Origin of the sequence: Burkholderia stagnalis, assembly GCF_902830275.1 — a bacterium.
GTDB lineage: Bacteria > Pseudomonadota > Gammaproteobacteria > Burkholderiales > Burkholderiaceae > Burkholderia > Burkholderia stagnalis.
On record NZ_CADESW010000009.1, the window covers coordinates 221,485 to 234,561 of the forward strand.

At 62.1% G+C, this 13,077-nt stretch carries 14 protein-coding genes; 8 read left to right on the plus strand and 6 right to left on the minus strand.

The features are described from left to right. Positions 1–63 precede the first annotated feature (63 nt). Positions 64–702, plus strand: a complete 639-nt coding sequence (locus tag HWY45_RS18165; RefSeq protein ID WP_059885657.1) for an ankyrin repeat domain-containing protein — start codon at positions 64–66, stop codon at positions 700–702. Positions 703–801: 99 nt separating this feature from the next. Here HWY45_RS18165 and HWY45_RS18170 read toward each other — a convergent pair whose 3' ends face one another. The 6 genes from HWY45_RS18170 to HWY45_RS18195 all read right to left on the minus strand — a co-directional run bounded on the left by HWY45_RS18170 (position 802) and on the right by HWY45_RS18195 (position 5,963). Then, positions 802–1,701 carry a LysR family transcriptional regulator gene (locus HWY45_RS18170; RefSeq protein WP_059885427.1) on the minus strand — a complete coding sequence of 300 codons (900 nt, stop codon included), beginning with the start codon at positions 1,699–1,701 and terminating at the stop codon, positions 802–804. Between the two features lie 87 nt (positions 1,702–1,788). After that, positions 1,789–3,051, minus strand: coding sequence for an acyl-CoA dehydrogenase family protein (locus HWY45_RS18175; protein WP_059885425.1), 1,263 nt, complete (start codon positions 3,049–3,051; stop codon positions 1,789–1,791). 64 nt (positions 3,052–3,115) lie between these two features. Next, positions 3,116–3,880: an SDR family oxidoreductase gene (locus HWY45_RS18180; RefSeq protein ID WP_059566880.1), complete on the minus strand. Its 765-nt coding sequence runs from the start codon at positions 3,878–3,880 to the stop codon at positions 3,116–3,118. Between the two features lie 47 nt (positions 3,881–3,927). Next, a complete protein-coding gene (locus tag HWY45_RS18185) occupies positions 3,928–4,959 on the minus strand; it encodes a phosphotransferase (RefSeq protein ID WP_059885423.1) in 1,032 nt (343 codons plus the stop codon). Between the two features lie 19 nt (positions 4,960–4,978). Next, on the minus strand, positions 4,979–5,653 hold the full coding sequence (locus HWY45_RS18190) for a histidine phosphatase family protein (protein WP_059810969.1): 675 nt from the start codon (positions 5,651–5,653) through the stop codon (positions 4,979–4,981). Positions 5,654–5,711: 58 nt separating this feature from the next. Continuing rightward, the gene (locus HWY45_RS18195; RefSeq protein ID WP_155628986.1) at positions 5,712–5,963 is read right to left on the minus strand and encodes a hypothetical protein; all 252 of its coding nucleotides are present in this window, start codon (positions 5,961–5,963) and stop codon (positions 5,712–5,714) included. Between the two features lie 151 nt (positions 5,964–6,114). Here HWY45_RS18195 and HWY45_RS18200 point away from each other — a divergent pair, with 151 nt between their 5' ends. The 7 genes from HWY45_RS18200 to moeB are packed head-to-tail and all read left to right on the plus strand — an operon-like array spanning position 6,115 to position 13,073. Next, positions 6,115–6,348, plus strand: coding sequence for a hypothetical protein (locus HWY45_RS18200; protein ID WP_124490044.1), 234 nt, complete (start codon positions 6,115–6,117; stop codon positions 6,346–6,348). Positions 6,349–6,369: 21 nt separating this feature from the next. Next, on the plus strand, positions 6,370–6,534 hold the full coding sequence (locus tag HWY45_RS18205) for a hypothetical protein (protein ID WP_155628818.1): 165 nt from the start codon (positions 6,370–6,372) through the stop codon (positions 6,532–6,534). A 60-nt stretch (positions 6,535–6,594) separates the two neighbouring features. Next, a complete protein-coding gene (locus HWY45_RS18210) occupies positions 6,595–9,042 on the plus strand; it encodes a B12-binding domain-containing radical SAM protein (protein ID WP_059885421.1) in 2,448 nt (815 codons plus the stop codon). Positions 9,043–9,078: 36 nt separating this feature from the next. Continuing rightward, entirely contained in the window at positions 9,079–10,221 is a 1,143-nt protein-coding gene (locus HWY45_RS18215; RefSeq protein WP_150998963.1) for an aKG-HExxH-type peptide beta-hydroxylase, read from the plus strand. Continuing rightward, entirely contained in the window at positions 10,218–11,597 is a 1,380-nt protein-coding gene (locus tag HWY45_RS18220; RefSeq protein WP_059885416.1) for an MATE family efflux transporter, read from the plus strand. The genes HWY45_RS18215 and HWY45_RS18220 overlap by 4 nt, the downstream gene beginning before the upstream one ends. A 29-nt stretch (positions 11,598–11,626) precedes the next feature. Then, positions 11,627–11,899 (plus strand): MoaD/ThiS family protein, encoded by a 273-nt coding sequence (locus HWY45_RS18225; RefSeq protein WP_124482491.1) that lies wholly within the window; start codon positions 11,627–11,629, stop codon positions 11,897–11,899. A gap of 1 nt (position 11,900) precedes the next feature. Then, positions 11,901–13,073 (plus strand): HesA/MoeB/ThiF family protein, encoded by a 1,173-nt coding sequence (moeB, locus tag HWY45_RS18230; RefSeq protein ID WP_059885412.1) that lies wholly within the window; start codon positions 11,901–11,903, stop codon positions 13,071–13,073. Positions 13,074–13,077 lie beyond the last annotated feature (4 nt).

Sequence of the window (13,077 nt, forward strand, 5' to 3'; positions counted from 1 at the left end):
AGCGGCTTTCGCACACCACTCCGCATGGATGCGCCGCGCGGCAACGCGCGGCGCACAGCGCTGATGAACCATCGATTCCGAACCGCCCTCTTCCGCCTGCTCGTGCTCGCGAGCGCGGCATTCCTGGCCGCATGCGCGCACACCGCGCCGCCCGCGGCCATCCCGCACGACGTCGCGCAAGCCGACCCGCGCCGCTACGACGACGCGTGGTTCGACGCCGCGCGCCTGGGCCGCATCGACATCCTGCAGGCGCTCGTCGACGCGCGTTATCCGATCGACGCGCAGACCTCGGCAGGCTATACCGCCGTGATCCTCGCCACGTATCGCGACCAGCCTCAGGCGCTCGACTACCTGCTGCGCGCCGGCGCGAACCCGTGCGTCGGCGACCGGCACGGCAATACCGCGCTGATGGGTGCGTTGTTCAAGGGAGAAAGCGCAATCGCGAGGCGGCTGATCGATACGCACTGCCCGATCGACCAGACCAACAATGCAGGCCAGACGGCCTTGGCGTTCGCGGCGCTGTTCGGCCGGCTCGACATGCTGCCGGCGCTCGTCGCGCACGGCGCGAATCCGGATCACGTCGATGCGCTCGGCCGCACCGCGCTGCAGAACGCGATCCTGCAAGGCAACGATGCGGCGGTCGCCGCGCTCGAGAAAGTCGGCGCGACGCAGAACGCCGACGTGACGTTGAAGATGCGGTAGTGACGGCCGCGCACCGGTTCCGACGATTCAGGCGATTCAGGCGATTCAGGCGATTCAGGCGATTCAGGCGATTCAGGCGATTCAGGCGATTCAGGCGATTCAGGCGATCAGGTCGCGCATCAACTGCATCAACTGCTCGCGCAGCCACTGGTTGGCGTGGTCGCGATCCGCGCTGCGGTGCCAGTAGCAGCAGTATTCGAGATCCGGCAATTCGAACGGCAGTTCGAGCACGCGCGCCGGGTAGCTGCGCAGCAGCCTGAGCGGCGCGGTCAGCGCGAGATCGCCGCGCATCGCGATCAGCGGCGCGACCATGTAGTGCTGCACCCGCATCTGGATGTTGCGGCGCTGCCCGAGGCGCGCGAGCTCCGCATCGACGTGGCCGCTGCCCTTGCGGCGGCTCGATACGTGGATATGCCCCATCGCGAGATAGTCGTCCAGCGTCAGCACGTCGCCCTTGAAAGGATGATCGCGGCGGATCATGCACGCATAGCGGTCGCGCACGAGCAGCGCCTGCTGCAGGTTCGGATCGCCGATCAGCGCAGAATCGATCGCGATGTCGACGGAGCCGTTCGCGAGCGCGGTCGGCAGCTCCCGGCGGTCCATGTAGTAGCTGCGCACCTGCATGCGGGGCGCATGCTGCTGCAGCAGTTCGCCGAGCGCCGGCATCAGCAGCGCCTCGGTCAGGTCGCTCATGCTCAGCCGGAACACGCGCTCGGACGACGCGGGATCGAACACGTCCCCTTCGTGTGCGCTGGCATCGAGCAGTTGCAACGCCTCGCGCACCCGGCCGACGATGTTCTCCGCCATCGGCGTCGGCACCATTCCCGCCGGCGTGCTCACGAACAGCGGATCGTTCAGCGTCTTGCGCAGCCGCGCGAGCGCGTTGCTGACGGCCGGCTGCGTGATGCTCAGCAGCTCTGCCGCGCGCGTCAGGTTGCGCTTGTTGTAGATCGCCTCGAATACGACGAACAGATTCAGATCAATCTTCGTTAAGCGCATCGCCGGTCTCCTTGCCGGCATCTTAAGGCGCGCGCCGCCCGCATGTCCACGGCGGACGGGGGCGGCGCGTGCAGGCATGCACCGGCGTTACGCGCCGCGCGTGACCGGCATCTCGGCCACGTCGGCCAGCCGGTGCAGATGCTTCGCGAGCTCGAGCTTGGCGATCGCCGCGCGGTGCACTTCGTCCGGGCCGTCGGCAAAGCGCAGCGTGCGCTGGTGCGCATACGCCTGCGCCAGCGGGAAATCGCTCGACACGCCGGCGCCGCCGTGCGCCTGGATCGCCCAGTCGATGATCTGGCACGCGATGTTCGGCGCGACCACCTTGATCATCGCGATCTCGGCCTTCGCGACCTTGTTGCCCACGGTGTCCATCATGTACGCGGCCTTCAGCGTCAGCAGGCGAGCCTGCTCGATCATGCAGCGCGCTTCGGCGATGCGCTCGTGCCACACGCTGTGCTGCGCGAGCGGCTTGCCGAATGCGACGCGCGAGCTCAGGCGCCGGCACATCAGTTCCAGCGCGCGCTCGGCGATGCCGATGCTGCGCATGCAGTGGTGGATGCGGCCCGGCCCAAGGCGGCCCTGCGCGATCTCGAAGCCGCGGCCCTCGCCGAGCAGGATGTTCGACACGGGCACGCGCACGTCCTTCAGGTCGATTTCCATGTGGCCGTGCGGCGCGTCGTCGTAACCGAACACCGGCAGGTGGCGCAGCACGGTGATGCCCGGCGTGTCGGCCGGCACCACGATCATCGATTGCTGCTCGTGGCGGCCCGCGTCCGGGTCGGTCTTGCCCATCACGATGTACACCGCGCAGCGCGGGTCGCCGGCGCCCGACGACCACCACTTGCGGCCGTTGATCACGTACTCGTCGCCCTGGCGCTCGATGCGGCATTCGATATTGGTCGCATCCGACGACGCCACGGCCGGCTCGGTCATCAGGAATGCAGAGCGGATCTCGCCGCGCAGCAGCGGCTCGAGCCAGCGATCCTTCAGCGCCTCGGACGCATAGCGTTCGAGCGTCTCCATGTTGCCGGTGTCCGGCGCGGAGCAATTGAACACTTCCGCGGCCCAGGACACGCGGCCCATGATCTCGCAAAGCGGCGCGTATTCGAGGTTCGACAGGCCTTCCGGCGCGCGCGACGAACGCGGCAGGAACAGGTTCCACAGGCCCGCTTCGCGCGCCAGCGGCTTCAGTTCCTCGATCACTGTGGTCGGCACCCACGCATTGCCCGCGCGGCGATTCGCCTCCACCTCCGCCTCGAAGCGGTGCTCGTTCGGGTAGATGTGGCGATCGAAGAAGGCCAGCAGGCGGGCCTGCATTTCCTTGACTTTGGGCGAGTATTCGAAGTTCATGTGGATCTTCCTTGAATGGGATGCAACAGCGGTTGACCGGGCTGCCGGCCGCCGGCGTGCGGGATCAGATCGTCAGGCCGCCGTCGACGACGATGCATTCGCCGTTCGTGTAGCTCGACGCGTCCGACACGAGATACAACACCGTGCCGGCCATTTCGCGCGGCTCCGCGTGACGGCGCAGCGGGATCTTCGCCTTCCAGCTCGCGTAGATTTGCTCGTCCTCGAACAGCGCGCCCGCGAACTTGGTCTTCGTGAGGCCCGGCAGCAGCGCGTTCACGCGAATGCCGAGCGGCCCGCATTCCTTCGCGAACGCGCGCGTCATGTTGACGACCGCGGCCTTCGTGATCGAGTAGATGCCCTGCCGGTCGCCCGGCTGCAGCGCGTTCACCGACGCCGTGTTGACGATCGCGCCGCCGCCGTGCTCCCGCATCAGCCTGCCGGCCTCGACCGACATGAAGAAATAGCCGCGGATGTTCACTTCGACCGTCTTGTCGTACGCCTGCAGATCGGTATCGAGGATATGGCCGAAATACGGATTCGCGGCCGCGTTGTTGACGAGGATGTCGAGGCGCCCGTGCTTGCCGCGGATGTGCTCGAACGCGGCCGCGATGTCCTCCATGCGCCCGACGTGGCATGCGAGCGCCTCGGCCTTGCCGCCCGCCGCGACGATCTCGTCGGCCACCGCCTGGCAGTCGCCGATCTTGCGGCTCGACACGATCACGTGCGCGCCCTGCTCCGCGAGCAGCTTCGCGATTTCCTCGCCGATGCCGCGGCTCGCGCCGGTCACCAGCGCGATCTTGCCCGTCAGGTCAAACAGATTCGTTGCCATGCTTCGCTCCTCCATTGAATGTTGTCGGCATGTGCTGCCGCGCGTGTTCAGCGGTGCGCGTCGATCACGCGCACGGCTTCCTCGGCGAGCGGGCCCGCCATGTTGCCGACGCGCAGCGCCGCCGTGTTCGATGCATTGCCCTGCAGCGCGCGCGCCTTCACGCCCTGCGCGATCGCGGCGAGCCGGAAGAAGCTGAACGCGAGATAGAAGTGCCAGTCGCGGATCGGTTCGATCCCGCGCAGCTCGCAATAGCGCGCGACGATCTGCGCTTCGTCCGGCACGCCGAGCGCCGCGCGATCCTGGCCGGCGAGCCCCGGCACGTGGCCGTCGGACGGCAGGCGCAGGCACATGCAGTAGTACGCAAGATCGGCGAGCGAGTTGCCGAGCGTCGACAGTTCCCAGTCGAGCACGGCCTTCACGCGGAAGCTGTCGCGCTCGAACATCAGGTTGTCGAGCCGGAAGTCGCCGTGCACGAGCGACGGCCGGCCCGTATCGGGCGGGCACGCTTTCGGCAGCCAGTCGATCAGCGTTTCCATCGCGTCGAGCCGCTCGGTTTCGGCCGCGCGGTACTGCTTCGTCCACACGCCGATCTGCCGCTCGAAATAGTTGCCGGGCCGGCCGAAATCGCCGAGGCCCACCGCGTCGACGTCGACGTCGTGCAGCGCGGCCATCGTCTGCAGCACCGCGTCGTGGCACGTCGCGCGGTCCGGCTTCGGCAGCTCCGTCAATGCCGGATTCCAGAAGATCCGCCCGTCCTCGAAGCTCATCACGTAGAACATGCTGCCGATCACGTCGCGGTCCTCGCACAGGTGGTACGGGCGCGCGACCGGCACCGCGCTGCCCGACAGCGCGGTCAGCACGCGGAACTCGCGGTCGACCGCGTGCGCGGACTTCAGCAGTTCGCCCGGCGGCTGCCGGCGCAGCACGTAGCGGCCGCTCTTCGCGTTCAGCAGGAAGGTCGGGTTCGACTGGCCGCCGGCGAATTTCTCCGCGTCGACCGGCCCTTCGAAACCGGGGATGTGCTGTTCCAGATACTGGGTCAGCCTGGCGATATCGAGTTGCTGGGGTGTGTTCGTCATCGTCGCGATCGGTCGTGGGTCAGCCGTAGGTTCGGTATGCGCGCCGCTCCGGATCCTCGAGATGCGGGATGCCGTTGAACGACGCCAGATGAAACGCGTCGGCGTTGAAGAAATACTGCGAAATGCTGCTGTTGCGGATCTGCAGGTTCAGCGCGATCGCGCTCGATGCCGGCGCCGCCAGCACCTGTTGCGTGGTGACCGCGATCGGGCCGCCCGAGCTCACCACCAGCACGCGCTGCGCGTCGCCCTGCCGGAGCGCGGCGCGCGCGTCGGCGACGCGCTGCTGGAACTGCGCCCAGGTCTCGGGCACCGCGCCGCTCAGCCGGTCCTCCGACCAGAGCTGCAGCACCTGCCGCAGCGCGCGGAAGTGCTCCTTCATCGTGCCGGCCGCGAGCCGCGCAATCTCCGGAAATTCGTCGGCGGCCGCGGCGAAGAGCCCGTGGAAGTCGTATTCGTTCAGGCCCGGATGCCGGTCGCAGCGCACGTCGTCGCGGCCCATGCCGCGCAGGATCGCGTCGACCGTCTGCGCATGCCGGTGCTGCGTGCCGCACGTCACGCGGTCGAACGCGATGCCCTGCCGCGCGAAGTATTCGCCGAGCCAGACGCCCTGCTGCTCGCCGCGCTCGGAAAGGCGGTCGTAGTCGTCGGTGCCGAACGACGCCTGCCCGTGCCGTACCAGATAGAGTTCAGCCATCGCATGCTCGCGGAATCAGATTGATCCAGCATAGCGAGCGCGCAGCCATTTTTGAAATTTATTTGATGAATCGGATGGTATTCATTTTGTGAATTCCTGGCTGCCCGGTCGAACGAATGCCGGGCGGAACCCGCCGAGCAGGCACGACTTGCGACAACGGGGCATAACCGCTCGCGTTGGCCGCAAAGGTATCGACAGCAGCGAGCGACCGGGGCGTCATTGCCGCAATCAATGCAAATTCATTATGTTTTTCCTGATCAAACAAAATCAAAACGCCAGATGCGTCTTGATTATCACCAAACACCCACACCCCGAATTAATTTGATCCAATCAAACTTGATCCACTTTAATTGACAGCCCTGTCATAGTTACCAGTTAAACCAAATATATTAAGACCGTATCGTACCGACATGCACCCGCCATTAGATCACGCACGCATGAGATACGAGAAAAACAATGGATTGAAAGTCAAACCCATAGACAACGGGCTAAGCTGCATTATTTTCAATCGGGACGCAAGAACACTGCACCAGCTCAACACTGCCGCATGGTTTATTCTCGAAATTTGCAATCAACGCTCGCCCGACGAAATCGAAAAGCTCGTGCACGATACGGGCCTCACGCTTCAAGCGCATGAAATCCTGGATTGCTTATGCGCATTGAAGAAAATCGGCGCAATTTCCATTGCACCATAACCCTTCGAAGGATGATCAAACATGCAAAACCAGGACGTATTGACGAAGCTGAAGGAAGCACTCCAACAAGAGGACACCAGCGTAACGCCGTCGATCAAGCTGATCGGGCCGGAAATCGTTCTCCAAACACAATACGCGAACGTGAATGTCGAGAGACCGAGCCTTTCGGGTAAATCCGGCGCTTAAGCAGCAGGCTCAAGGAAGGGGGCCACACCCCTTCCCCAATTCAACGCGGGATATCCGATCATGCAGTCTGGCTTCACTCAATCCATCGCATTCGCGCGTGGCCGCGCGCTCGCCAGTGGCCCCGTCGTCTTGCTGATCAATCCGCCGTTGTGGAGTGCGCATGCCCCGTATCTCGCAATACCGTTGCTTGCCGGTGTGCTGAGAGAGAAAGGAAAACCGGTCAGGTGTCTCGATCTCAATATCGAATTTCTCGATCTGGTCGTGTCTGCACGCGGACTCTCGGAAATCGGCAAGCTGCTGGAGCGTCGGACGGCAAAGGACATAATCGAGCGTCAAGCGATCGAACAGGCAAAAGTCGTCTGCGAATCCGCCATCGCCAGAGTCGATTCAGCCCGCGCCATTCTGCGCAGCTTCGATTCCCTGACGAACCATCACGAATTCAATCAAGCAAAAATCACGATGAGAGATGCCTTGCGAGTGATTTCCGCGTCTTTCGACGGTTTGCGCTTTGATCTCACCACCGAAGATTTCGACTACCTGGCACCGTCGTCGGCGGCAATCAGGCGTGCCGCAACCAACCCCCTTTCCCTGTACCGCTGGGCGTTCGAAAAAATCATCCCGGACGCCATTGCCGATCCGGACATCGGCCTGGTCGGAATTTCCATCTCGGCGGAAACCCAGCTGACGCCGGCGGTGACCGCGGCGACATTGATCAAGGCATTGCGCCCGAATCTAAAAATTGTCGTCGGCGGAAACTATACGACTCGCATGATGAGTGCCTGGAGCGGCGAACTACATCCGTTCCACGACATTTTCGACTACTGCATCCTGTATGAAGGCGAAGAGGCGCTGCCCGCGCTTTACGAGCGTCTTTTCGAACGGAGGCTGGGCCCCATTCCGGGTTTGTCAGAGGTCATCGCCGGGAATACTGTCCATACGCCCCCCGTGAAGACGGCGCTGAAGCATGCGGCAAAACCGGCCTTCGACTTGATTCCTCTCGAAAAATATTTTTCGCCGGGCCCGGTGCTGCCTGTCTTTTCATCGCGAGGTTGTGCATGGAAGTGTGCATTCTGTTCGATCCCCTATGCGAGCGGCAGCTTTCGTCGGCGAACGGCCAGCGAGGTGGCTGCGGAAATCGCCGAGCTGGCCCGCCTGCATGGCTCGCGGTACTTCATGTTCGTCGACGAGATCATGACGATCCGTTCGCTCGCGGATGTCAGCCGGGAACTGATTGCGATCGGCAGTCCGATCAAGTGGTATGCGGAAACGAGATTCAGCCAGCAATGGACGCAGGATATTGCCGACGAACTTTATCGCGCTGGCTGTCGTCGCCTGAATTTCGGGTTGGAGTCGTATAACCAGCGGATCCTCGATTTGATGGAAAAGGAAGTGCAGGTCGAGTACATCGAAGACAACCTAGAAATCTGCCTGAAGGCGGGCATTGCGGTGCATCTCTTCGCCATCCTGGGGTTTCCGGGTGAAACACTGGAAGAAGCCGCCAGAACGGTCGCGTTTTGCGAACGTGTGGTCGAGCGGTCACGCACGGTCTACGGCAACGCGTATTCCTCGTGGGGCGCCAGCCGGTTTACGGTCGACGTCCATTCCCCCGTCGGAAAAGATCCGGAGCGCTTCGGCGTTCGACTTGTCGAGCCGCCGGAAAATCACGACCTGTCGCTCAGTCGCGAGATCGACTACGTTCATTCCGGAGGAAGCATATTTGAGCAGGTCGGGGCCGACATGAATCCGCGGGCTCGAAACATGAGCTTCATTTCGCAAGTGTCGCGTTTTCATCGGTCGTTATCGACGGCAAGCGAAGAAGAAGCATTTCTCAGAACCTGTCTCGGGACAGGATTACCCGGCGTGGCGCGGCGTAGCCTATCCGTATGGGAGCGTCTGCCGGAAAGAGACATTGCGCTGTCTCCGGAAGTCACGATCTGTCATACGCAGCGATCCGTGCTGAACGCTTCCGTTCACGCTCATACGGTGATCTACGATCCGCGGACGGGGTACCTGATCGAACTTCCGATTCCGGACCTGAATCTGGATCCGCTGAGAATCAAACAAAGTCATGAAAGCGTCGTGCAATGCCTGGCGCCGCACATCGGCGGGCAGGCAGATGAGACGGTTGCCGCACTTTGCCGCTTCGGGATGTTCGACTTGTCCGAGCCATTGGCAGCAGTTGACTTCGACTCACCGAATTTCTCGGTCATCGTCGCGGAGGCGCATGTTCATACACAGCCGTCCGGCCCTGGAAATCGGGTGCTTGTCAGCGGCATCACCGGTGTTGCCTCAGAGCTCGACGGCCCTGGATTGTTGCTGTGGGAGGCAATCGCCAGCCCGGACGGGCTGACGGCCGGGCACTTGAAAAGCCTGATGGACATCGCCGTGGACAAGGCGAGATTCACTGGCGACGTTCGGACCTTGCTCGAATGCGGCCTTGCCTTCGCACGAGAAGACAGAACACGCGTCGCCGCGGACGCAGAGAGGCTCATTGCCGCGGCAGGCTGACAAACCGGATCACACCTTCTACAGGACATTGCACTCGTGGCTGAATCCCATTCCGTCAGCGTCGATCGCCTGCTTTCCGGCGGCTACTTTGGCGATACAAGACACGTATTGGCGTCGTGCGCCGATCGAGCGGCGGCCTATCTCGACTTTGCCGACGACGATGCGTCAATCGATCCGTTGCGCGAAATGCTGAGTTCGTCGAGTGAGACAGGCTCGTGGCAAATCGTTTTGCATCCCATTGCGCGATATGCTGTCCGACGCGCAATGTGGCGGCTCGTGCACGGCGGGGAGGCAGAAACGACACCGGCAGTGCGGCTGCCGTCTGAAACATGGGCACGGTCGGTGTCTGAAAACCATCCACGAGCACATGCGAGTATCGGCGAAATAGTCTGGTTGCACCCGAGCAACGCGCCGGAATGCGCAGCCGTAATGTCCCTGCTTTACGAGGCCGAGATTGCCCCACGTGGATTATCCGCTCGCGTGGCGCTGATCGACGGAACGCCGGCGACCGTCCGGGGTTGCCAGGACGGGCATGCGCTCCTGATGCGCCTGTTGCCGGAAACCGCTCAATCGTGCATCCAGCATGTGCGACTCATGTGCACCTATTCGGTAGACGGAAAGGCCAGCGCGTCGGAGGCGCCTCAACCTGCGTACTTCGATAGCGTGTCGACCCCGACGATTCCTGGAGCGATCTTCCTGTTCTCCGGCGCACTGGAGGAGCCCTGGCTGGCAGCCGAGTCGCTGTTGCACGAGGCTACGCATACCAAGCTGTTCGATCTTTACATGAGTCCGGGTTTGCTCGTGCGCGAGTACGACGCACGGAAGTCCGAGAGCGTGGTCAGTACGTGGAACAAGAATCTGAAATGGCGGCGAAATCATTGGCCCTTCGATCAGGGTTTGGGCGCCTACCACGTGTACATTCATCTGATCGCATTCTTCCTGGCCGCGCGTACCGATACGACTTCGGATCACCCACGCATTCGCGCGCATGTTACTGACAAGCTGGCGCAGGCTATCAGGCGAGCCGCGCTACTCGAGCCGCAATTGTCCGCACAGGCCGCCACCTGGTTGACCGACGAGGGTGCTGCATTCCTTGCCTGGTTGAGGGACTGTCGTGCTCAATTGACGGAAATGGCATCCGGGGACTGTCCACGAGAGAGGGAGCCGGGAATCCAATGAGCACGACACTGATTCGCACGCCCCTCCTTCGCGAGGAATTCTTCGTGATCGCGCGGCTGGCGGCGACGATGGCCACGACAAGAATGCTTTCATACGTGTCCGGGATCATAACGATGTCGATTCTCGGACATTACTCGACGGTCGGAATGGCAAGTCTCACGCTTGCCATGGCGATTCAACAGGTCATGGTGGTCGCGAGCTTCAGCGGGCTCGTGGGTACGGAGACGGAGGTGGCAAAACGTCACGGCGCGGGAGAGCACGAGCGAGCAACCGCCTTCGTCCTTTCGTCGATTCTGGTCGCGTTTGGAATGGGTTGCTTGATGTCTGCCCTGTCGGTCATCGTTTCGTGGGTGTTTGCGTCACGGCATGCAGCAGACGGGGTCGACGCCTTTTCGCCGCTGCAGACGATCGGCTACGGCATGCCGGCGTTTTGTATCTATCTATCGATTTCATTCTATTTCGAGGCGACCCAACGGCCCAGGTTCGTGTTGCTTCTCGCGATACTCGGTACGTCGGTCACCGCGCTCGCCACTTTCTGGCTCGTCCATGCCTCATCTGCCCTGGGAATCTCCAGTGAGTCGAGTGCCGCGCTGGCGCTGACGCTTTCACGCTACGTACTGGCGGCCGTGGCGCTGGCAATGGTTCTATGGATGAACCGCCGCGGTTTGTCCGCTGCGATGGGTCAGATCGGGACGTGCTTGCCGCACGACTGTCTTGCGCTGTTGAAGATTGGCGTTCCGGCGGGATTCGCTGACGCAATGACAACGGTCTCGGTATCGTCGATGACCTGGTTCGTCGGCAATCTCGGCGTCGTCGCACTGAACGCCTATCAGATTGCTTCCCAGTGGCTTGGCTTGCTGATGCTGATCGGCGCCGGCTGCGCGACGGCAGCAACGATCCGTGCGACGCAGGCGATGGGCGCGCTGGATCGAACGCGCGCCGTGAATGCTGCGAGCGCCGGCATCATGCTTCTCCTGATGCTGGACGCCATTGCGTGGATTGCCTATCTCGCCATACCCGGACTCTGGGCGCATATCTATGGCGCGTCGCCAGAGGTAACACGCTATGCGATTCCGAACCAAAAATGGGCAACGTTGATTTTTGCAATCGAATGCCCGCTCATACTGTTGATCGGCGTCGGGCGGGCTTACCGATTGACGGTCAGGTTGCCCGTCATCAAGGCGTGCTGCTTCATTCTGATTGCCTTGCCCGCGTGCGTCTGTGTCGTCCGATACTTTTCCGATCCGTTGCCTTATCTGCTGTCCGGTATCGCGCCAGCGGTATTGGTCGCGCTTTTGATCGTCGCATGGAACATGCGGCCGATATTTGATTCCGGGCATGCTGAAACGAAGCTGAATGCCTCTGAGACCAGGTAGTCGATTTCTCAATTTCACACGGGATAGTCATGCCGACGTTGATACTTTCCGCACAACTCGCCGCATTGGCAAACGGCCAACTGCAACTGGAACGAGATGAGCAAAGCATTGATGAAATCTGTCGCGGCCTGACTGCAGCGTATCCTGCCCTGACGGCAGCCATACTGGATGCGCACGGCCGGATATCGCCCTTCGTCGGCGTGTTCGTCGACGGCGGCCAGATCGATCCTGCCGCGGATCGTCATATGGCGCTGCCGAGAACGTCGGTCGTTACGTTGATTTCCGCCGTCGCGGGAGGCTGACATGTGCGACATGCTCACGGTAGAGGAGCACAGCTTCTATTCCAGACAGATCGCCGTGCCCCAGATCGGCGAAACAGGACAATTGGCATTGAAGCGCGCCAGCGTGCTTGTAGCGGGCGCAGGTGGCCTGGGGTGTCCGATTCTGCTTTATCTCGCCGCTGCCGGCGTCGGGCGAATCGGCATCGCCGACGCCGATCTCGTCTCGCTGAGCAATCTGCACCGACAGGTCATCTATGGTGTCGCAGATTGCCGCGAAACCAAGGTCCGGACGGCGGCCGCCGCAATGCGTGCACGCAACCCGTTCGTCGAGGTCGTTGAGCATGCCGTTGCGATCGATGATGAAAACGTGTCGGACATGATTTCGGGCTATGACATCATCGTCGATGGAACGGACAATTTCGCAACCAAGTTCCTGCTTAACGACGCATGTTGGTTCTTGTCAAAACCGTTGGTATACGGATCGATCCACCGCTTCGAAGGCCAGGTCGCCGTATTCAACCACGCCGGTGCGGATGCGACGGAGCGCGGTCCAAACTACCGGGACCTATTCCCGTCGCCGCCGCCGGCGGCCCTTGCGCCCGATTGCTCGACAGCGGGCGTGCTCGGCGTGCTGCCCGGCATTGTCGGCTGCCTGCAGGCAAACGAAGTGATCAAGTTGATTACAGGAATAGGCGAACCGCTTTCAGGGACATTGCTGCTTGTCGACGCATTGAGCGGCTCGACGAAAAGCATGAGATTGAAGAAGAATCCGAACAATCCGTTGAGCGGCACCTCTCCTTCCATTCGCAACGTACGGAGCGTGACGACATCGAGCAACGTACCGGACATGCCGATTCGGTCGATTTCTGCGAATACCTTGATCGAATGGCACGCGCAAGGCCGGCCGCTAGTACTTGTCGATGTCAGGGAACCGGATGAACGCAAGCGCGTGTCTCTCGGAGGGGTGCACTGGCCACTGAGCGAATCGGACATCGACGTTCCCGAGATCGATGCAACACGCATAGCCGTCATGTATTGCCAGTCCGGCGCAAGAAGCAAGCGCGCGGCAGAGAAACTGATCGCACGGGGATACGCAAGAGAACACCTCGTCAGCCTGGACGGCGGCGTTACGGCCTTTCTTGACGCCGGATACAGGCCGGACGCGCTGGATGACCCGATGGGCGGCGGGCAATGATTCG

What these genes read in the sequence shown, in the direction of transcription:
- HWY45_RS18165 (WP_059885657.1), top strand. Translation starts at nt 64, where the DNA reads ATGAACCATCGATTCCGAACCGCCCTCTTCCGCCTGCTCGTGCTCGCG.
- HWY45_RS18170 (WP_059885427.1), bottom strand. Translation starts at nt 1,701, where the DNA reads ATGCGCTTAACGAAGATTGATCTGAATCTGTTCGTCGTATTCGAGGCG.
- HWY45_RS18175 (WP_059885425.1), bottom strand. Translation starts at nt 3,051, where the DNA reads ATGAACTTCGAATACTCGCCCAAAGTCAAGGAAATGCAGGCCCGCCTG.
- HWY45_RS18180 (WP_059566880.1), bottom strand. Translation starts at nt 3,880, where the DNA reads ATGGCAACGAATCTGTTTGACCTGACGGGCAAGATCGCGCTGGTGACC.
- HWY45_RS18185 (WP_059885423.1), bottom strand. Translation starts at nt 4,959, where the DNA reads ATGACGAACACACCCCAGCAACTCGATATCGCCAGGCTGACCCAGTAT.
- HWY45_RS18190 (WP_059810969.1), bottom strand. Translation starts at nt 5,653, where the DNA reads ATGGCTGAACTCTATCTGGTACGGCACGGGCAGGCGTCGTTCGGCACC.
- HWY45_RS18205 (WP_155628818.1), top strand. Translation starts at nt 6,370, where the DNA reads ATGCAAAACCAGGACGTATTGACGAAGCTGAAGGAAGCACTCCAACAA.
- HWY45_RS18210 (WP_059885421.1), top strand. Translation starts at nt 6,595, where the DNA reads ATGCAGTCTGGCTTCACTCAATCCATCGCATTCGCGCGTGGCCGCGCG.
- HWY45_RS18220 (WP_059885416.1), top strand. Translation starts at nt 10,218, where the DNA reads ATGAGCACGACACTGATTCGCACGCCCCTCCTTCGCGAGGAATTCTTC.
- HWY45_RS18225 (WP_124482491.1), top strand. Translation starts at nt 11,627, where the DNA reads ATGCCGACGTTGATACTTTCCGCACAACTCGCCGCATTGGCAAACGGC.
- moeB (WP_059885412.1), top strand. Translation starts at nt 11,901, where the DNA reads ATGTGCGACATGCTCACGGTAGAGGAGCACAGCTTCTATTCCAGACAG.